Raw genomic sequence first — 18,656 nt, 5'->3', positions numbered from 1 at the left:
AGTTCATCAGTTCCCTCAGGAGGGGCCTACCCATGGCAGACGTCGACACCATCCGCGCGGCCTTCGACAAGTTCGACGTGGACGGCAACGGCCGGATCACCGCCGCCGAGTACGCCAAGGTCGCGCGTGAGCTCGGCGACCTCACCACGTCGATCTCGATGGCCGAGGCCATCATCAAGCAGATGGACACCAACCACGACGGCGAGCTGACCTTCGACGAGTTCCTGGCCGCGCGCCAGGGCTGAGTCGGCCGAGGCCGCACGGGCGGGGCACCGGGACTCCCGGGGCCCCGCCCTTCGCCTTTCCGGGCCCGGCGCAACGGCCCGGTGGTGAAGGCCTCAGTCCTGGACCGGGAACACCCGGCGGACCACCCGCTCCGACGCCCCGCCGTCGTCCCACGGGCAGAACCGCTCGCGGAACCGCGCCCGCGCGTCCGGCTCCGGGTCGCCCGCCAGCAGCGCCTTCGCCAGCCCGTCGGCGTCCACCGTGACCGCGCCCGGCGGCTGCTCGAACAGGTCGAAGTAGACGCCACGGTTCGCGCGGTACTCGTCCCAGTCCGGCGCGAAGATCACCACCGGCCGGTCCAGCACCGCGTAGTCGAACATCATCGACGAGTAGTCCGTGACCAGCACGTCCGCCGCCAGGTAGAGGTCCTCCACGGTCGGGTGGGCCGAGACGTCCACGATCTCCGCGGCCCCCGCGCCCGCCGTCAGGTCGCCCGGGCCGCCGGTGTGGAAGTAGTGGGTGCGGACCAGCAGCGTGAAGCCCGGCCCGAGCCGCCGCGCCAGCTCGCGGACGTCCAGCAGCGGCACGTACCCGCCCTTGGCCTCGCGGTGCGTCGGCGCGTACAGCACCGCCGTGCGGCCGGGGGCCAGGCCGAACCGCTCGCGCATCGCGGCCGTTTCGGCCGGAGTGGTGTTGGCCAGCCGGTCGTTGCGCGGGTAGCCGGAGTCCAGCATCTCGTACCGGCCGGGGAAGGCCCGGGCGAAGTGCTCGCTGGTGTGCGGGTTGGAGGAGACCAGGAAGTCCCAGCGGTCGACGGCCTCCTGCAAGCGGTCGAAGTCCATCCCGTCCGCCGCCACGGGGTGGTCCTTGAGGTCCATCCCCATCGCCTTCAGCGGCGTGCCGTGCTGCGTCTGGACGTGCACGGTGCCCGGCCGCTTCGCCATGGTCCGCGGGAAGTTGACGTTGTTGACGAAGTACTTGGCCGTCGCCATCGCCTTCAGGTACGCGGGTGTGTTGACGATCACGTACGGGACCCCGGCCGGCAGCGTGGCCGCCTGGGTGCCGTTCTCCACCACCCAGACGCCCCGCACGTCCGGGGCCAGCTCCTTCGCCTTCTCGTAGATCGCCGCCGGGCTGCACGCGTAACCCCGGTGCCAGTAGGCCGCGTAGACCGCCAGGTACTCGTCCAGCGGCAGCCGGCGGAACGCGTTGTAGGCGGTGAAGCGCGCACCGCTGCGCACGCCCTTCCGGACCCCCTTCTTCACGGCCGGCGCGACCGCGCGCGCCCCGCGCTTGAGCTCGCGCGGCAGCCGTCCGGTGCGGCGCAGCTCCGCGTACGTGACCCGGGCACCGCGCGCCGCCAGCCGGTACTGCACGCCGCGCAGGCCGCCGGGGAAGCGGTAGCCGTCGGGGCGGTGGCGGGCGAAGTGCTCGGAGATCCGGCGGAAGAACTCCTTGCGCCGCTCCACGGGGACCAGCCCGGGGGTGTCGTAGACGGTGAGCGCCTGCTTGACGGTGCGGTCGAAGACGAGGGTGCGCAGCGAGTCCGGCACCGGGCGGCCGGGCCGGTCGGGGCGGTCCAGGAAGGCGAAGATCGCGTCGTACTGGGCGAAGGCGTCGGCGTGCTTGGGGGAGGCGGTGGAGGTGATCGCGCCCGCCCGGCCGCGCCGGTAGAAGTAGCAGGGGCGGTCGAGGTAGCGCAGCCGCCCGGCCGCGAGCAGGGCGGGATAGGTGACCGAGATGTCCTCGTAGTAGCCGCGCCCGAAGGAGACGCCGAGGCCGAGCAGGAACGCGCGGCGGAACACCTTGTTCCAGACCGACATCACGGTCTGGAACAGCGCCGGGTGCTCGGCGAGGGTGGCGCCGTCGGTCAGCGGGGAGCCGGCCATCACGTGGCGCCAGGGGTTGGGCTCCGTCCCCCCGTCCGGGTAGACGTGGGTGAAGTCGGTGAGCAGCACGTCGGCCGGGGTCTCGCGCCGGCGCTCCTGGTCGAGCTCGTCGAGGAGGGCGGGGACGGTGCCCTCGGGCAGCCAGTCGTCGCTGTCGACGAACCAGACGTACTCGCCGCGCACCTCGGGCAGGGCCGCGGTACGGGCGCCGCCGAGGCCCTGGTTCTCGGTGAGGTGCAGCACGCGCAGCCGCGGGTCGCGGGCCGCGTACTCGTCCAGGATCGCGCCGCAGCGGTCGGGGGAGAGGTCGTCGACCGCGATCACCTCGAAGCGGGACTCCCCGGCGGGAGTGGCTTCCAGGATCGAGTCGAGGCAGCGGGGCAGGTAGCGCTCCACCCCGTGGACCGGGAGGACGATGCTGAGGAGGACTGGCACGCTGGCCGAGTCTACCGAGCGCGACCGGGGTCGGGGCCGCTCGGGGCCGGGGCCCGGAACCGCCGGTGCCGGGCCCCTCGCGGGGCGGCACCGGCAGCCTGGTGGCGGCCTGGCCGACCCTCTACGGCCGGCCGCCGGTCCGGGCACCTCCCGAACCTGGCCACCGCAGCGTCGAGGCGGCCGGGCAGTGGCTCGGGGGAGCCGGAGATCTTCATCAACCGTTGATCATCGATGCCGATCGATGTTCACCAGTCGAACGCACAGGTGGCCAGGGAGCGGCACTGTGTGGTTGAAGAAGATATTGCTTGGAGGTTTCGCCCGCGTCAATCCCTCGATTGCGTTCACTTACTGAAGTGATTGTCCTAGGGATTTGTCGAGGTGTCGCCATGGAGAGCCGTGCGGCGGCGCGGGCGGGTACGGAGTGCGGACGGTGACCGACGGTGACCCTGTGCGCCCGGCGCGTGCCGGCCGGGCAGGGCGCCGGGTCAGTGCCTCCGTGGACCCGGTGACGTACGGCCGGTCGTGCACCACCATTGATGCCTAGTCGTGACCGGTCGGGTGGCCCCTGGTGCGTCGTCAGTTGACGCCGCACGATACGGTGGCAGAACACCAGGACGGTTGCGCGAAGACCGTCTATCACGGATAGTCTTCGCCTCACGGCCCTGGCGCCTCGTAGGGGTGGGAATACTGATGGAACACATGCAAGTGCGGACTCGGCCTCGTGTGCCGGCGATCCAGTGCGGTGTCGGCGCGACCGGCCGTCGGATCGACCGTCACCTGGCTGTGCTCGGCGCGCCCGCACTCTCGGCGGTGGACACCGCCGAGGCGCTCGGGTTGATAAGGGAGCTGACGCCACGCGGCACCAGCGCCCTCACGGCCCCGCGCCGCCACGTGCGGGTGAGGCTGCTGGCGCCGCTGCGCCGGCTGCGGCGGAGCCTGTTCGGGAGTCGCGGCTAGGGCGGTTGCCCCCCGCGCCGACCGGCATCCGGCCCGACGGACCTCAGGGACCGTCGGGTCTTTGGCGTGTCCGGACGCGGGGCGCGCCCGTCCGTACGGGCCGGAGGTACGGGCAGGGGCGGGCGTCCGGGTTCGCGGATGCGCCGAACCTGTCAGCGTACGAGATTTTGCCTCCCTGGCAAGGAGAGTCGGCGAGGCGGACCGCCACATCCCCTCGTGTGGGTGAGGATGACGCCATGGCGGACAACACCCACTCCACCCCCTTCCACACCACCACCCTTGAGATCACCACGGGCAGCCGCGAGGTCGCACTCGACATCACCGACCGCTGCGCCGAGTTCCTCAACGACCGGGCCGCCGGGCGCGACGGCCTGCTCAACGTCTTCGTGCCGCATGCCACGGCCGGCATCGCCGTCCTGGAGACCGGTTCGGGCAGTGACGAGGACCTCCTGACGACCCTGCGCGAGCTGCTCCCCGCCGACGACCGCTGGCGCCACCGGCACGGCAGCCCCGGCCACGGGCGCGACCACGTCGTCCCGGGCCTGGTCGCCCCGCACGCCACGCTGCCGGTGATCGGCGGCCAACTCGCCCTAGGGGTCTGGCAGTCGGTCGTCCTCGTCGACACCAACGGCGACAACCCGCACCGGACGGTCCGGCTGTCCTTCCTGGGGTGACGGGCTACCCGGCCGCCGCGGCCCCGCCTGGGGCGTCGGCCGGGCGGACGGGGGCGGTGAGGCCGGTGGGGGCGGTGGGCCCGGAGGGGTGGACGGGTTCGGTGGGGGCGGCGGCGTGGACCGGTTCGGCCGGGTCGTCGGGCCCGGCGACGGCGGTGGCGACCGCGGCGAGGTAGCCCTCGATCGCCAGGTACTGGCAGAGCACCGCAACCGGACGGCCGAGCCGCGCGTACCAGGCGGCGAGCCGGGCGAACGCGGTCACCTCGAACCACACCTCGCCCGCCGCGTCCATGCTCACCAGGAACGCCTCCTCGCCGCACTCCGGATGCCCGGGCAACGTGCCGTAGGCGAAGCCGATCCGGTCCGGCTCGTCGACCGTCCACACCACCCGGCACGGGATCACCACGCGGGGCCACCGCAGCCGGGGCGGGCTCAGCCGCAGCAGGACGGTTGCGCCCTCCTCGGCCGGGGCGTACGGGTGGACGGCGAATCCGGTGCCGAGCTGGCAGCCCCAGCCGAGTACGTACCGCCCGGCCCGCTCCAGCACGGCGCGTCCGTGACCGAGGTGGATGCGCCGCCGCAGCTGCGCGTACCCGGCCGGCAGCCGGGGCCCCAGGGTGGCGCCCACCTCGGGGTAGTTGGGCGAGGCGGCGCGGGCGGAGGCCAGGATCTGGGCGAGGTCGGCGGGCACGGGGCCACCGTACGGGAGGCGGGCCACCGGGATCGTGGCGGGTGCGGGTGCGGGTGCGGGTGCGGGTGCGGGTGCGGGTGTGTGCGGTGCGGATCCGTGGCCGCGGTCCCGCCGGGGGCCTGGCGGGCGGGGTTCCCCCGCGGCCGGGCGGCCTCGCGAGCGGCTGCCGTCGTGGCCGGGCCTCGTTGTGCGTGGGAGTCGTGGTCGCCGGGTCCCGTGATGGCCGGGCCCCGTGGTTGCCGGGGCCCGGCGCGAGCGGCTGCCGTCGCGACCGGGCGTCCTTACGACCGGGTGTCCTTGCGACCGGGCGGGGGAGCGGAGTAGGAAGGCGGCATGAGCAGCGAGGCAGCGGTGACGGCGGAAGCGGCGGCGGGCGGCGCGGCGGCGGTGGGTTCGGCGGCGGCGGGTGAGGACGGCCTGGTGTGCGCCCTGGAGCCGGCCGCGGCCGAGGCGGCACAGGCCGCATTGGTGCACGACCCGGGGCTGTCCGGGCCGCGCGCCGACTGCGTGCTCTGCGGTGAGCCTACCGAGCTGCCCGCCGACCACCCGGGCACCACGCTCTGCCCGGTCTGCGCCTGGCAGCAGGCGCAGCGGATCGCCTGCTCCGGCTGACCCCCCGGGCGTTTCCGTCGGCCGTCCTCCGCGCCCGGCCCGCGCTACGCGTTCTCCCGGCCCGCCAGGCTGAGGGTCGAGCCGTGTCGGCCCTTGCGGACCAGCAGCTGGGCCGGGATCCGGGACTTCAGGTCGGCGACGTGGCTGACGATGCCGACCGCGCGGTCCCGCTCGCGGAGGCCGTCGAGGACGTCCATGACCTCCTCCAGTGCCTGTTCGTCCAGCGTGCCGAAGCCCTCGTCGATGAAGAGCGTGTCCAGCGGCATGCCGCCCGCCTCGTCCGTGACCACGTCGGCCAGGCCGAGGGCGAGGGCCAGCGAGGCGAAGAAGCTCTCGCCGCCGGAGAGCGTCGCGGTGTCCCGCTCGGTGCCGGTCCAGGCGTCCACCACGCGCAGCGCCAGGCCCGAGCGCTTGGTGCCGGCGCCCCGGTCGTCGCTGTGGACGAGTGTGTACCGGCCGCCCGACATCCGCACCAGGCGGTCGCTGGCGGCCGCCGCCACCTGCTCCAGCCGGGCCGCCAGGACGTACGACTCCAGGCGCATCCGGAGCCGGTTCTCCGCCGAGGTGCCGGCGGCGAGGGTGGCGAGCCGGTTGATCCGGCCGAACCTGTCCAGGGCCGGCGCCAGCGAGGCGGCCAGCCCGGTCAGCTCCCGGCCGATCGCCGCGAGCGCCTCGCGTCGCTCGCGGGCCGCCTCCTGCGCGGCGTGCGCCCGGCGCAGCCGGTCGACGGCGGCCTGGAGGCGGGACTGCGCGCCGGGCACGTCCGCCGGCGGACAGGCCGCAGCCGCGGCCAGCTCCGGCTCCGTCAGCTGCTGCTGCACCGCGGCCAGCTCCGCCTGGTACCGCGCCAGCCGGGCCTCCAGCTGCTCGCGCCGCTCCCGTGGCAGCAGGACGGCCGCGGCCTCCTCCACGCCCGGGAACCCGGCCGCCTCGGCGGCCCGCGCCAGCTCTCCGGAGGCCTCCTCCAGCCGCTCGGCCGCCGCCCGGGCGGCCCGCGCCGCCTCCGCGGAAGCCGCCACGGCCTCGGTGAGGCGGGCCAGCGCCGAGGCCCGGCCGGCCACCGAGGGCGCGTCGCCCCGGGCCGCCTCGACCCGGCGGCCCAGCTCCTCCTGCTCGGTGCCGAGCGCCTCGGCCCGGGCCGTCAGCGCGGCCGTGCGCTCGCCGGCGTCGCGCAGCTCGGCGAGCCGGCGGTTCTGGTCGTCCGCCAGCCGCTCGATCTGGCGGGTGACCGGTCCCAGCCCCTCCGCCGCCCGCAGCGCCTCGCGGCGCTCCCGCTCCACCTCGGCGAGCGCCTCGGCGATGGCCCCGGCACTCTCCGGCCCGGCCGCCCCCGCGGCGGACGCCTCGCGCACCTGCAGGCCGGCCAGCTCCCGCTCGGCGGCGTCGGCCGCCTGCTCGGCCACGGCCTGGGCGGCCCGGGCCCGGTCCTCGTCCGCCGCGCCGACCTGCCCGCCGGACGGCCGGGCCGGCTCCGGGTGCTCGGATGAACCGCAGACCCGGCAGGCCTCGCCGGCCCGCAGCTGCTCCGCCAGCTCGGCGGCCATGCCGGTGAGCCGGCGCTCGCGCACGTCCTGGCTGTGCTCGCGGGCGTCCAGGGCCTCGGCACGCCGGGCGAGTGCGAGCGGCTCGGCGGCCCTGATCTCCTCGCGCAGCGCGTCCCGGCGGCGGGCCGCGGCCAGTCGCTGCGTCACCTCGCCGTGCCTGGCGTCCAGCTGCTCGACCCGGGTGCCCGCGGCCCGGGCGGCGGCCTGCGCCTCCTGCAGCGCGGCGAGCCGCCCGTCGAACTCGACCAGCCAGTCGGCCGCCTCCTCGGCGAGCTCCTCGGCCCTGCACCGGTCCGCGTCCAGCGACGCCTGCTCCCGGCCGAGCGCGGCGCACCGGAGCTCGTCGGCCTGGGCCGCCTCCAGCCGGACGACCTCGGCCCGCAGCCGTTGCTCGGCGGCGGCGAGCTCCTCGGCGCCGGCGCGGGCCAGCGCGGCGCCCTCGCCGCCGGGCGCACCGGCCAGCGCCTCCCGGCGGCGGTGCTCCTCCTTGACGGCCGCCCGGTAGGCCTCGACGGCGGTCCGGCGCAGGTGCAGCACCGACTCCACCCCGACGGCGGCCTGGGCGTCGGCCAGCCGGCGGCGGTCGCGCTCGACCTCCGGACCGGCCGCGGTGAGGCGGGCCGCCTCCTGCGCCGCCGCCTGGTGGCGCTGCTGCCGGCCGGCCAGCTCCTCGGCGTCGGCCCGGGCGCGCTGCGCCGCGCGGTGGCCGGCCTCGGCACCGTCGAGCGCGGCGTCGGCGACGGCCAGCTGCTCGGCGGCGCCGTTGCGCAGGATGGCGGCCCAGCCGAGCACGTCCGCGGTGAGGCCGGCGGCGGCGTGGGCCGGCTCGTCCTCGCCGGGCACCCAGGCCGCGGCCGGCTCGGACTGCGGGCCGGCGGCCTGTTCGGCCTTGCTGCACAGGTCGCGCAGGCGCCGGCGCCCGGCCAGGACGGCGGCCTCCTGGGCCCGCCGCTGCTCGGCCAGCCAGGCCTCGACGTGCTGGAACCGCTCGGTGTCGAACAGCCGCCGGAGCAGCTTGCCGCGCTCCTCCGAGTCGGCCCTGAGGAAGCGGGCGAAGTCGCCCTGCGGCAGCAGCACCACCTGGCAGAACTGGTCCCGGCTCATCCCGACCAGCCGGTGGATCTCCTCCCCGGCCTCCTGGTGGGACTTGCTGACGGCCCGCCAGCCGGGGGCGCCGTCACCGCCGTCGGAGCCGTCCGCGGACCACTCGCGCAGCAGGGTCTGGGCCCGCTCGACGGTCGTCCCCTTGCCGACCTTCTTCGGCCGCGGCTGCTCCGGGAGGCGGGTGATCTGGAGCCTGCGCCCGCCGAGCGTCAGCTCCAGCCGGACCTCGGTCAGCCGGCGCGGGTCGGCGTGGTCGCTGCGCAGCCGGTTGACCCGGCGGGTGCCGGGCACCTCGCCGTAGAGGGCGTAGCAGACGGCGTCCAGCACGCTGCTCTTGCCCGCGCCCGTGGCCCCGCGCAGCAGGAAGAGGCCGCCGGAGGCGAGCGCGTCGAAGTCCACCGTCTCGGTGCCGGCGAACGGGCCGAAGGCGGTGACGGTGAGTTTGTGCAGCCTCATCGGGGCAGTTCCGCCTTCCGGTCGCCGGTCTGCCGGACGGTCTCGAATCCCTCGCGGAGCCAGCCGAGCTCGTCCTGGTCCGGCTCGGCGCCGGGGCGGACGTGCCGCAGGAAGCCCTCGGCGATCTCCAGGTCGGCCCGCCCGCTCACCCGCGCCGCGTACGAGCGGGCGGGGGCGGCCTCGCTCTCCTCGGGGTCGAACAGCAGCTGGAGGGTGTGCGGGAAGCGCCGGCGCAGCTGCTCCATCGGCTCGCCGGGGCGGCCCGGATCGGTCAGCGTCGCCTGCACCCAGGACTGCTCGTGCTCGGTGTACCGCTCGTCGGTGAGCAGCTCGTCGAGCCGGCCGCGCAGGCAGGCCAGCGGGCGCGGCTGCGGGCAGTCGACCCGCTCGGCGGCCACCGAGCCGTCCGCCGCCAGGTCGACCAGCCACATGGTCTTGCGCTGCCGGGCCTCGGAGAAGGAGTAGGCGAGCGGCGAGCCGCTGTAGCGCAGGTGCGGGGCGAGCGTCTGGCAGCCGTGCAGGTGGCCGAGGGCGGCGTAGTGCACGCCGTCGAAGACGGACGCGGGCACCGAGGCGACGCCGCCGACCGCGATGTCCCGCTCGCTGTCGCTGGGCGCGCCACCGGTGACGAAGGCGTGTGCCAGCACCACCGCGCGGGTGCCCGCGGGGCGGGCCGCGAGGTCGGCCCGGACGGCGTCCATCGCCGCGCCGAGCACCGCCGCGTGGCCGCCGCGCTCCAGCCCGAACTGCCCGCGGACCAGCGTCGGCTCCAGGTAGGGCAGCCCGTAGACGGCGACCGGCCCGTGCTCGTCGGCCAGCAGGACGGGCACCGCGCACTTGCCCGGGTCGGTCCGCAGGTGGACGCCGGCCTCGCCGATCAGGCCGGCCCCCACGCCCAGCCGGCGGGCCGAGTCGTGGTTGCCGCTGATGAACACCGTGGGCACGCCCAGGCCGGCCAGCCGGTGCAGCACGTCGTCGAACAGGGCGACCGCCTCCAGGCCCGGCAGTGCCCGGTCGTACACGTCGCCGGCGACCAGCACGGCGTCGACGCGCTCGGCCCGGACCACGGCGACGAGGTGGTCCAGGAAGGCGCGTTGGGCGTCGTGGAGGCTCTCCCGGTGGAAGGAGCGCCCGAGATGCCAGTCGGAGGTATGCAGCAGTCGCATGGTCCCCGACCCTAACGCCCGGCACTGACAACGCGGCCGGAACAGGGGACCCGGGTGTCCCGCGGAGGGGGCTGCCGCCGGGCGGGGCGCCCGCCGCCGTCGGGCCGTCGCTCCCGGTGCATTGTCAGTGACGCTGTGTATGGTCCCGATCGCCGGCGCCACTCCGGAGCGACCGGTGCGAGCTCGTGGGAGGAACCATGTCCGTGCAGTCCCAGTTCTTCGGCCTTGCCGGGCCCCTGGTGCGCCGGGTGCGTCGGGTGCGCGTCCGTGCGTGGGCGGGTGCGGGTGCAGGTGCAGCGGGTGCGAGTACGGGAGGGGGCGGACGACCCCGGCCGGGGTCGTCCGGTCGGGTGTCCGGGCGACGGCCGGGGCCGGGCGGGCCGGCCGGGGGCGGTCGCACGGGCGGCCCGCCGGGTGGTCCGCCGTCGGGCGGGAGGGCCGCCGGGAGGGGCGGCGCCCGGCCGCCGGGCGGCGGCGCGCGAGGTGCGGGCGGAGCGGGCCCGGGCGGTCCGGGTGGCCCCTGCGGCACCGGAGGTCCGGGTGGGCCCGGTGGCCGGGCGGGGCAGCGGGGCCGGTCGCGCGGGGCTCCGCCGCCGCTGCCGGTGGCGGTCGCGCTGGCCGTCCGCCAGGCCGACTTCGCCGGCCTGGCCCGCCACGGCCTGTTCGGCGGCCTGGCCTTCCGGGAGTACCTGCGTCGGACGGAGTCCCAGCTCAGAGCCCTGTGCGGACAGGGGGTGGAGGTGCACCTGCGGGTGCTCGACCCCGCCGACTACGAGGACTACTGCGAGGCCCTCGGCTTCGACCCCGGTGGCGCGGCCGCCCGCGTCGCGTACGCGGCCGACCCGGAGCTGGCCGGCGAGCCCTTCGTCTACGCGGGGGAGCGGCTGGCCGGGCTGCTTCCGGCGCTGGCCGACGACCACCGGGCCAGGGTGCGGATCACCATCGCCTGCACCGCGCTGCTGGACGCCCTCGGCGAGGGCCCGGCCGGGCAGCCCCGGATGGTCGCGGTCATGACGTACGTCACCTCGGTCTACCTGGCGGTGGCGGAGGGGGCCGGGGAGGGGCGTCACCTGCTGACCCTGTGGTGCCACGGGCCGGAGGACGGTGAGGAGCTCACCGCCGCCGCGGACGTCCGGGTCCGGGACGGCCGCCTCCTCGACGCCGGCCGGGACACCGAGGCGCTCTGCGTCACCCTGGCGGCGGGCGTGGCCGCCGGCGGCGCGGGCGCGCTGCTGCTGCACGGCGATCCGGCGGCGCCGGGCGGGCAGGAGGTGCGGGGCTGGGCCCTGGAGGGCGGCCGGATGCGGCCGATGTCCGCCCAGGAGGTGTTCGACTCGCTCGCCGACGACGTCGGCCGGGGCCTGCCGTTCCCGCCGGGCGCCGTGCCGCTGCCGGGCTTCGCACTGCCGGGCCCGTGGCGGCCGGGGCCCGTGCCGCCGGGTGCGGGGCCGGGTGACGGAGCCGGCCCCGGCGGGGTGCGCGAGGACGGCGGTGAGCCCTTGGGGTGACCAGGGACTTAAGACCTCCGTGTCCACCAAGCGGCGCTGGGGACTGTTCATCGACCGCCTGTTCGGGGAAGATTTCGGGGAAGATCAACAGCAGGAGCCGGCGGTGCCCCACGCCGTCGTTCCGGCCGCTCCGCCCTGAACCGCGCACCGCAGGTCCTCCCCGCGCACCGCCGGTCCGGCGAGCCCGACACCGAAAGGGGGACGCATGAGCCGGATCGAGTACAGCGCGGAGATCGCCGAGCTGCTCGGCAAGGTGCGACGGCGTCCCAGCGCGGGCTGGCCGTGGCGGCCCGGGGAGCAGGTGCCCGACGGACTGCCGGTGAAGCAGTCGTGGGGCTGGCTGTTCGCCCCCGACGGCCGGGTGCTGACCCTGGTCAACCCCAAGGACGGCATCGTCTCGCTCCCGGGCGGCTCACTGGAGCCCGAGGACGACGGCGAGCCGGGCTCCGCCCTGGCCCGGGAGGCGGCCGAGGAGGCCCAGGCGTTGATCGGCACGCCGTACTACCTCGGCTACCTCTACGACCGGGTCGGCTCGGCCAACGGCGGGCACGAGTGCGCGCGGGTCCGGATGGCCGCGGCGCTGCGGGCCGTCGGTCCGAGCGCGCCCGACCCGGCGTCGGGCCGGCACTACCGGAGGCTGCTGGTCGCGCCCGGCCTCGCGGTCGAGCTGCTCGGCTGGGGCGCGCCCGGCCTGCGGCAGGCCCGGGCGGCGGTGTCGGCCGGCGTCCGGTGGCTCGGCGTGCCCGCAGCCGCCAACGAGGCGATCGAGGAGCTCCCGGTGGAGGGCTGCGAGGTCTTCCCCGGGGCGGTCCGCGGCGCCGGCGCCGCCGCTCACCCCGGCGGGGAGTGACCGGGAGCCGCGGAGGCACACCCCGGCGGGCTGCTCCACCACGTCGAGCTCCGGGCGGACGGCCTCGCCGCCACGCGGGCCCGGCGGGCGCCGTGCCGCCCACCGGAGGTCGCGCGCCGACACCGGGGGCGACGGCGCGCCTGATGGACGGTCAGGGACCGGGGCGGGAGGCGTCCACGCCGGCGCACCCTTGAGCCCGGCCGGCGGACCCCGGTGGGCCCGGTCGGCGCAACCGTGGGTCCGGCCTGGCGGACCACCGTGGGCCCGGCCGGCGTCCTCGTGGATCCGACCGGGGCACCCGGGACCGCCACCGGCGTGTCCGGGAAACCTCCACCGCGCTGCCGCGCGCTCCTCCGGACGAGTGAGTTGCGGCGGGGTGCCGCAGGCCTTGTCCAGGGCGCCCGGCCAGTGCACTTTCCTTTGGCCGTAGCGCAGTTCACCCTGTGTCCGTCCGACCGACCGTCAATTGCCTTGGCATGACCACTTCCCGGGATACCTACTGCCTGGTATCAAATTCTGTGACTCACGTCACTCTCTGGAGGTGTCATGCTGCGCCCCACCCGCTCCATGTCAGTCGCCGCCTTTGCGGCACTCCTCGCCCTCACCACCCTCTTCACCGCCTCGTCCGCCCATGCGGCCGGTGTCAACTACGCCGCCCTGGGGGACTCCTACGCCTCCGGTGTCGGTGCCGGCAGCTACACGAGCGAAAGCGGAAGCTGCAAGCGGAGCACCAACGCCTACCCCTACCTCTGGAAGAACGCGCACGCGCCGTCGTCCTTCTCCTTCGTCGCCTGTTCCGGCGCCAGAACCGGTGACGTCCTCAACAACCAGCTCTCGGTGCTGAACTCCGGCACCACGCTGGTCAGCATCAGCATCGGCGGCAACGACGCGGGCTTCGCCAGCACCATGCAGACCTGCGTGCTGGACACCGAGAGCGCCTGCCTCAACGCCGTCGCCACCGCGAAGAACTACGCCAACAACACCCTGCCCGGCCAGCTCGACCAGGTCTACGCGGCCATCCACGCCAAGGCCCCCAACGCCCGCGTGGTCGTGCTGGGTTACCCCCACCTCTACAAGATCGGCGGCAGCTGCATCTTCGGCATCGGCGACACCAAGCGCTCCGCCATCAACAGTGCGGCGGACGTCCTGGACGGCGTCATCGCCAAGCGTGCCGCCAACGCGGGCTTCGCCTTCGGTGACGTCCGGAGCATCTTCACCGAGCACGAGATCTGCGGTTCCAGCACCACCTGGCTGAACAGCACCACCCTGCCCGTCGACGAGAGCTACCACCCGAAGGCGGCCGGCCACTCGGGCGGCTACCTGCCGGTCTTCTCGGCCCAGGCGTAGCCGAACCCGGGCCGGGCGTCCACCGGTTCGGTGGCGCCCGCCGGACCTGGTGAGGCTGCGCGGTTCCGGTGGCGTCCGCCCGTTCCGGGAAGGCCCGCCGGTTCCGGGAAGGCCCGCCCGTTCCGGGAAGGCCCGCCCGTTCCGGGAGGGCCCGCCGGCTTCGGGCTGGCCGCCGGCCCCCACCCGTCCTCCGGGTGGGGGCCGGCGGCCACGGAGCACCACGGGGTCGGCGCCTCGGTGCCTCGGCGCCCCACCCCATCAGGGGCTCGGCCCCTCGGCGCCCCCGGTCCCTCGGCGACCCGACGGGAACGGGATGCCGGCGAGCACCGGCAGCAGCTCCCGTTCCTCGTGGTCCAGGTGCGCCTCCAGCTCGGCCGGCAGCCGCGTCAGTTCGGCCCGGAAGCGCTCCGGCTCGGCCACCCCGATCCCGGCCGGCAGCCCCACCAGCTCGTCCTTGATCCGGCCGACCGGGCGGTGCTCCTCGCCCAGTCGCACGAGCGTCTCCCGGAGCTGTGGATGGCTGCGTTCCAGCGCGGGGAAGATCGCCGCGTCCTCGCCGTTGTGATGGTGGGTCAGTCCCTGCAGAGCGCAAGGCAGTGCTGGCGGATCTGCAGCCCGAGGCCCGGTGGCCGGCCGTCGCCCGCGGGTCCGGCCGCGAAGTGCGCCTCCGTCCCGGCTCGGACGTGCCGCAGTTGGGCGCGAAGCCAGGTGTGGACCTCCAGCAGCTTGTCCGCCAGGGTGGCCACCTCGCGCGGCGGCGTCTCGGGCCGCTCCAGCGCCACCGCCGGCAGTACCCGCGCGGTGTGCGCCTGGTAGTCGCCGTACCCCGGCGCGACGCGCACCACCGCCTCGAACAGCCGGTCCCGCCGGGCGCCCTCGACCGGCACCGCGACCGCCTCGAACACCTCCGACCCGAGCTCGATCCGCACCACCGGCCGGGCGAGCAGATTGCGGTACCACTGCGGGTGCTCCGGAGCGCCGACCGCCGAGGCGACGACCAGCGGCAGCCCGTCCGCCCGCACGTATCCGAGCGGCACGGCGTGCTCCTGCCCGGACCGGGCGCCGGCGGTGGTCAGCAGGAGCAGGTCGCCGCCTTCGAAGGGGCCGCCGACCCTTCCGGCCTTGGCACGGAATTCCTCGATGATCGCTTGATGGAAAGACATGGGCATACGCCTGTGGGATCTCCGAACAAGGGGAGTGAAGGCGACGGCGGGGCACCTGCGTACGGGCACAGCGAAAGGGCGTCCGTGGGCGGGCACCGCCGCAGCCGTTGACGTCAGGTCAGGGGGCGGAGTGAGAACTCATCGCGCATCGTCCCTCTGTGAAAGGTGCCCGCCCGGCTGTCGGCCGGCCCAGTTCTCTTTGGCCGACGCCGCGCTGCACGCCTCACATGAGAGCCATCCGCCCGGCCGTCTGTCAACGAGCAAGATCGCCGGGCTGGGGGCCGGCGTCGCGAAACCCGATGCCCGGCGGGTGGTGGGTGGTGGGTGGTGGGTGGTGGACGATTCCGGCATGGAACGCATTGTCGATCTCGACCTGGCGGCCGGGGAGTTGGCCGCGCGGATCGGCCGGTGGCGCGCGGTCGGCCTCGGCCGCGGCCTTCGGCAGGCGGCTCGACGGGTGGCTGCACCGGGTCTTCGGCGTCCGACCGTAACCCGCCGCTGCCGGCCGTCGACCCGCCGCCGCCGGCCGTGGGCCCGGCGCCCGAAGCAGTCCCGGAACAGTCCCGGAGCAGGCCCGGGGTAGACCCGGGGCCGCCCTGCCGGTGCCCCCGGGATCGGCGGAGCGGCCCCGCGCCGGTCAGTGCAGGTAGGAGGTCAGGCCGGCGGGCTTGAGGCCGGCCGCGTCGGCGGCGGCGAGGGCGCGCTGGAGGTCGGTGGCGAGGGTGTCGGTCCAGTGCATCAGGACGACGTCACCGGGCGACAGGGTGCCCTCGTGCCAGATGTTGGAGGCGCCCCAGCTGAAGTCGGCGTCCGCCGTCAGGACGGTGCGCATGCCGCAGTTGGCCGCCGCCTGGAGGGTGTCGGCGTTCCACGCGAAGTACGGCGGCCGGAAGACGGTCGGGGCGGTGCCGAAGAGGCGGGTGAGCGAGTCCCGGGCGTCGCAGATCTCGACCTGCTGCTCGGCGGGCGAGAGCTTGGTCAGGTCGGTGTGGGAGACGCTGTGGTCCTGCACGGAGGAGCCGGGGACGGCCGTGACGCGCCGGAAGAAGTCGGGGTCGGTGGCGGCCGGCATCGGCAGCGGGAAGGCGGTGATCGGCAGCTTGTGGTCGGTGATGAACCGCTCTGCCTCGGGGGTGCGCTGCCAGCCGTCGTCCACGGTGAAGAAGACCACCCTGTCGGTGGTCGGCACCGAGCCGGAGCCGGTCGCGGGGGCCGGGGCCGGGCCGTCCATCCGGACGTCGTCGACGGCGAACGGGCCCTGCTGGTACCAGCCGTGGACGTAGAGCCGCACGGTGCGCGCGTCGGGGCCGGTGGTGAAACGGGTGGTCAGCTGCTGCCAGCCGCCGTTGGTGGTCTCCGTCCAGGCGGGGGCGACGTCGCGTCCGGTGCCCGTGGCGCCCAGGTGGACGAACTTGCCGCGGACCCAGGCCGAGGCGGTGTACGTGGTGTTGGGCTGGACGGAGACGGTCTGGGCGCACTCGCCGTTGGAGTCGTCGCCGGCCGGGGTGACGGCGAGGGCGGAGCCGCCGGAGTGCGGGGCCGAGGTGGTGACGGCGGCCTCGGCCGGGCCGCCGGTGCAGCGCCAGCCGGGGACGCTGCCCCAGTCGGCCAGCGAGGAGGCGGGGATCTCGAACCCGGGGTTGGTCGCCAGGTTGGCAGCGGCGCCGGCGGGGGCCGCGGCCGGCTCGGCGGACGCCGGGGCGGCGAGGCCACAGACGGCGAGCGACGCGCAGGCGGCCAGCGCGGACAGGCGTGAGGACCGCCGCGAGAACGCGGACGGGCGGGAGGACATGGACACGTGAGGACTCCTGCGTGGGGCCGTGAGGCCGTGGGGGACCACGCCCGTGGGGAGGGCGGGTGGAGCGGGGTGGAGCGCTCCCCGAGGGGTGGGAGCCGTCGGCGTGCCGCACTCGGACCGTGGCAGAACAATGGACTGGACCACTCGGATCGTCAAGGGAACGGCGGGTGAACCGCGCACCGCCCGCGCCAAAGCCGCAGAAGCCATCCGCCCTGCGGCAAAACGGACAAGACGCACCGTCAGGGTGCGTACAGTTCCTCGATGTCCTGCCCGTAGTACTCCGTGATCGCGGCGCGCCGAAGCTTCAGTGACGGCGTGAGCAGTCCCTGGTCCACGTCGAACTCCCGTGGCAGCAGCCGGAACGCGCGGATCGACTCGGCGCGCGAGACGGCGGTGTTGGCGGCGCCCACCGCCCGCTGGATCTCGGCGTGCAGCTCCTCGTCGGCGAGGGCCGCCCACGGGTCGAGCTGCTCGCGCCCGTGCGACTTCAGCCAGTGCGCGAGCGCCGCCGGGTCCAGCGTGATCAGCGCGGCCACGTACGGGCGGTCGTCGCCGACCACCAGGCACTGCGAGACCAGCGGATGCGCCTGGACCCGCTCCTCCAGGGAGCTCGGCGCGAGGTTCTTGCCGCTGCTGGTGACGATCAGGTCCTTCTTGCGGCCGGTGATGGTGAGGTAGCCGTCCTCGTCCAGGCTGCCGAGGTCGCCGGTGCCGAGCCAGCCGTCGTACAGTGCCGCGGCCGTGCACTGCGGGTGGTTGAGGTAGCCGTCGAAGACGCCGGGGCCGCGCACCCAGACCTCGCCGTCGTCGGCGATCGCCACGGTGGCGCCCGGTACGGGCCGGCCGACCGTGCCGAGCTTCTGCCGCCGCGCCGGGTTGGCGGTGATGGCGGCGGAGGTCTCGGTGAGGCCGTACCCCTCGTACAGGTCGAGGCCGATGCCGGTGAAGAAGAGGCCGAGCTCCCGGCCGAGCGAGGAGCCGCCGCACATCACGCCGCGCACCCGGCCGCCGAGCACCGCCCGCAGCCGCTGGTAGACGGTCCGCTCGTACGCCAGGTGGCGCAGCCGCAGCTTCGGGCCGGGCCCGGGTCCGTGGCCGAGCGCGCGCTGCTCGCGGGCGGCGGCCCACTCGACGGCCACCTGCCGGGCCTGCTCGAAGAGTTCGCCGCGCCCGGACTCCTCGGCCGCCCGCCGGGCCCGCTGGAAGATCTTGTCGAAGACGTACGGGACGACGTGCAGGAAGGTCGGCCGGTAGGAGGCCAGGGCGGGCAGCAGCACCTCGGTGGCGACCTCGGGGATGTGCCCGATCCGGAAGCCGCCGCGGACCGCCGCGACCTGCACCAACCGGCCGTAGACGTGCGCCAGCGGGAGGAAGAGCAGGGTGGACGGCTGGGCGCCGCCGGTGTCCTGGAAGACGTCGCCCCAGCCGTCGAGCATGGCGTCGGCCGCGGCGGCGAGGTTGGCGTGGGTGAGCAGGCAGCCCTTGGGCCGGCCGGTGGTGCCCGAGGTGTAGACGACGGTGGCGATGTTCCCCGGCGCGACGCCGAGCCGCTGGCGGTGGACGAGCGAGTCCGGCACCCCGCGCCCGTCCTCGGTGATCGCGGCGACGCAGCCGCGGTCCAGCTGCCAGATCCCGGTGAGGTCCGGCAGCGCGTCGCAGACCGCGCCGACCGTCATGGCGTGGTCCTCGTCCTCGACCAGGCAGGCCACCGCCTGGGTCTCGGCCAGGATCCAGCGCACCTGCTCGGGGGCCGCCGTCGGGTAGACCGGGACGGGGATGGCGCCGACCGACCAGAGCGCGTAGTCGAACAGCGTCCACTCGTAGCGGGTGCGGGACATCAGGGCGACCCGGTCGCCGTAGCGGACGCCCCGGGTGAGCAGGCCCTTGGCGAGCGCCAGCACCTCGTCCCGGAAGGCGGCCGCGGTGACTCCCCGCCACTCCTGGTCGTCGCCGTCCCGGCGGGCCAGCTGGACCAGCCCCGGCGTGCGTTCCGCGGTGTCGTAGAGCGAGTCGGCCAGCCCGCCACTGGCCGGTGGCCCGGCCGGCGCAGGGGTGGTGAACTCGCGCACATTGCCCCCGATCCCGTTGCGTCCCCTGCCTGCCGGGCCCGTGCGGGCGTCGCCGGGCCCGTACGGGCGTCCGGATCGGCGGTGCGCTGACCGGTCGGGCAGGTGGGAGCGAAACTATCGGATTGCACTGTCACTGCCCAGGGGTGTGACCGTGACGCGACGAGATCG

Annotated in this window: 13 protein-coding genes and 1 pseudogene; 7 read left to right on the top strand and 7 right to left on the bottom strand. The window is 75.4% G+C overall.

The features are described from left to right. Window positions 1-32: 32 nt before the first annotated feature. The gene (locus C2142_RS08295; protein WP_148641797.1) at window positions 33-245 is read left to right on the top strand and encodes an EF-hand domain-containing protein; all 213 of its coding nucleotides are present in this window, start codon (window positions 33-35) and stop codon (window positions 243-245) included. 93 nt (window positions 246-338) lie between these two features. Here C2142_RS08295 and C2142_RS08290 read toward each other — a convergent pair whose 3' ends face one another. After that, window positions 339-2,549 (bottom strand): bifunctional glycosyltransferase family 2 protein/CDP-glycerol:glycerophosphate glycerophosphotransferase, encoded by a 2,211-nt coding sequence (locus C2142_RS08290; RefSeq protein WP_148641796.1) that lies wholly within the window; start codon window positions 2,547-2,549, stop codon window positions 339-341. Between the two features lie 690 nt (window positions 2,550-3,239). Between C2142_RS08290 and C2142_RS08285 the strand changes: the two genes are divergently transcribed. Together C2142_RS08285 and C2142_RS08280 are read left to right on the top strand one after the other, a co-directional pair. Next, window positions 3,240-3,506, top strand: coding sequence for a hypothetical protein (locus C2142_RS08285; RefSeq protein WP_148641795.1), 267 nt, complete (start codon window positions 3,240-3,242; stop codon window positions 3,504-3,506). 236 nt (window positions 3,507-3,742) lie between these two features. After that, window positions 3,743-4,180: a YjbQ family protein gene (locus tag C2142_RS08280; RefSeq protein WP_148641794.1), complete on the top strand. Its 438-nt coding sequence runs from the start codon at window positions 3,743-3,745 to the stop codon at window positions 4,178-4,180. A 4-nt stretch (window positions 4,181-4,184) separates the two neighbouring features. On the opposite strand, the gene C2142_RS08275 is transcribed toward C2142_RS08280, so the two are convergent. Then, the gene (locus C2142_RS08275; protein WP_162002425.1) at window positions 4,185-4,871 is read right to left on the bottom strand and encodes a DUF1990 domain-containing protein; all 687 of its coding nucleotides are present in this window, start codon (window positions 4,869-4,871) and stop codon (window positions 4,185-4,187) included. Between the two features lie 333 nt (window positions 4,872-5,204). Here C2142_RS08275 and C2142_RS08270 point away from each other — a divergent pair, with 333 nt between their 5' ends. Further along, window positions 5,205-5,483, top strand: a complete 279-nt coding sequence (locus C2142_RS08270; protein ID WP_162600483.1) for a hypothetical protein — start codon at window positions 5,205-5,207, stop codon at window positions 5,481-5,483. A 44-nt stretch (window positions 5,484-5,527) separates the two neighbouring features. Here the strand turns inward: C2142_RS08270 and C2142_RS08265 are convergent, their stop codons facing one another. Then, window positions 5,528-8,587 carry an SMC family ATPase gene (locus tag C2142_RS08265; RefSeq protein WP_148641792.1) on the bottom strand — a complete coding sequence of 1,020 codons (3,060 nt, stop codon included), beginning with the start codon at window positions 8,585-8,587 and terminating at the stop codon, window positions 5,528-5,530. Then, window positions 8,584-9,753: an exonuclease SbcCD subunit D gene (locus C2142_RS08260; RefSeq protein ID WP_148641791.1), complete on the bottom strand. Its 1,170-nt coding sequence runs from the start codon at window positions 9,751-9,753 to the stop codon at window positions 8,584-8,586. The genes C2142_RS08265 and C2142_RS08260 overlap by 4 nt, the downstream gene beginning before the upstream one ends. Before the next feature lie 602 nt (window positions 9,754-10,355). On the opposite strand from C2142_RS08260, the gene C2142_RS08255 reads away from it, so the two are divergent. From C2142_RS08255 to C2142_RS08245, 3 genes are all read left to right on the top strand, one after another. Then, the gene (locus C2142_RS08255) at window positions 10,356-11,261 is read left to right on the top strand and encodes a hypothetical protein (protein WP_153882760.1); all 906 of its coding nucleotides are present in this window, start codon (window positions 10,356-10,358) and stop codon (window positions 11,259-11,261) included. Window positions 11,262-11,466: 205 nt separating this feature from the next. Further along, window positions 11,467-12,111 (top strand): hypothetical protein, encoded by a 645-nt coding sequence (locus C2142_RS08250; protein ID WP_194235761.1) that lies wholly within the window; start codon window positions 11,467-11,469, stop codon window positions 12,109-12,111. Window positions 12,112-12,678: 567 nt separating this feature from the next. Further along, complete coding sequence (locus C2142_RS08245; protein ID WP_148642273.1) at window positions 12,679-13,458, top strand: SGNH/GDSL hydrolase family protein; 780 nt, start codon at window positions 12,679-12,681, stop codon at window positions 13,456-13,458. Between the two features lie 258 nt (window positions 13,459-13,716). On the opposite strand, the pseudogene C2142_RS08240 reads toward C2142_RS08245, so the two are convergent. From C2142_RS08240 to C2142_RS08230, 3 genes and pseudogenes are all read right to left on the bottom strand, one after another. Continuing rightward, window positions 13,717-14,627: pseudogene (locus C2142_RS08240) on the bottom strand (nitroreductase/quinone reductase family protein). Between the two features lie 631 nt (window positions 14,628-15,258). Beyond that, window positions 15,259-16,413, bottom strand: coding sequence for a polysaccharide deacetylase family protein (locus tag C2142_RS08235; protein ID WP_277347323.1), 1,155 nt, complete (start codon window positions 16,411-16,413; stop codon window positions 15,259-15,261). A 245-nt stretch (window positions 16,414-16,658) separates the two neighbouring features. Then, window positions 16,659-18,488: an AMP-dependent synthetase/ligase gene (locus C2142_RS08230; protein ID WP_148641788.1), complete on the bottom strand. Its 1,830-nt coding sequence runs from the start codon at window positions 18,486-18,488 to the stop codon at window positions 16,659-16,661. Between the last annotated feature and the right edge of the window lie 168 nt (window positions 18,489-18,656).

Source organism: Streptomyces sp. CB01881 (assembly GCF_002953255.1).
GTDB lineage: Bacteria > Actinomycetota > Actinomycetes > Streptomycetales > Streptomycetaceae > Kitasatospora.
Note: the sequence above shows the minus strand (reverse complement) of the source record. Positions and strands in the feature narration are given on the sequence as shown.

Excerpts from the sequence above, each read along its gene's own strand:
- C2142_RS08295 (WP_148641797.1), top strand. The coding sequence starts at position 33 with ATGGCAGACGTCGACACCATCCGCGCGGCCTTCGACAAGTTCGACGTG.
- C2142_RS08285 (WP_148641795.1), top strand. The coding sequence starts at position 3,240 with ATGGAACACATGCAAGTGCGGACTCGGCCTCGTGTGCCGGCGATCCAG.
- C2142_RS08280 (WP_148641794.1), top strand. The coding sequence starts at position 3,743 with ATGGCGGACAACACCCACTCCACCCCCTTCCACACCACCACCCTTGAG.
- C2142_RS08270 (WP_162600483.1), top strand. The coding sequence starts at position 5,205 with ATGAGCAGCGAGGCAGCGGTGACGGCGGAAGCGGCGGCGGGCGGCGCG.
- C2142_RS08265 (WP_148641792.1), bottom strand. The coding sequence starts at position 8,587 with ATGAGGCTGCACAAACTCACCGTCACCGCCTTCGGCCCGTTCGCCGGC.
- C2142_RS08260 (WP_148641791.1), bottom strand. The coding sequence starts at position 9,753 with ATGCGACTGCTGCATACCTCCGACTGGCATCTCGGGCGCTCCTTCCAC.
- C2142_RS08250 (WP_194235761.1), top strand. The coding sequence starts at position 11,467 with ATGAGCCGGATCGAGTACAGCGCGGAGATCGCCGAGCTGCTCGGCAAG.
- C2142_RS08245 (WP_148642273.1), top strand. The coding sequence starts at position 12,679 with ATGTCAGTCGCCGCCTTTGCGGCACTCCTCGCCCTCACCACCCTCTTC.
- C2142_RS08235 (WP_277347323.1), bottom strand. The coding sequence starts at position 16,413 with ATGTCCTCCCGCCCGTCCGCGTTCTCGCGGCGGTCCTCACGCCTGTCC.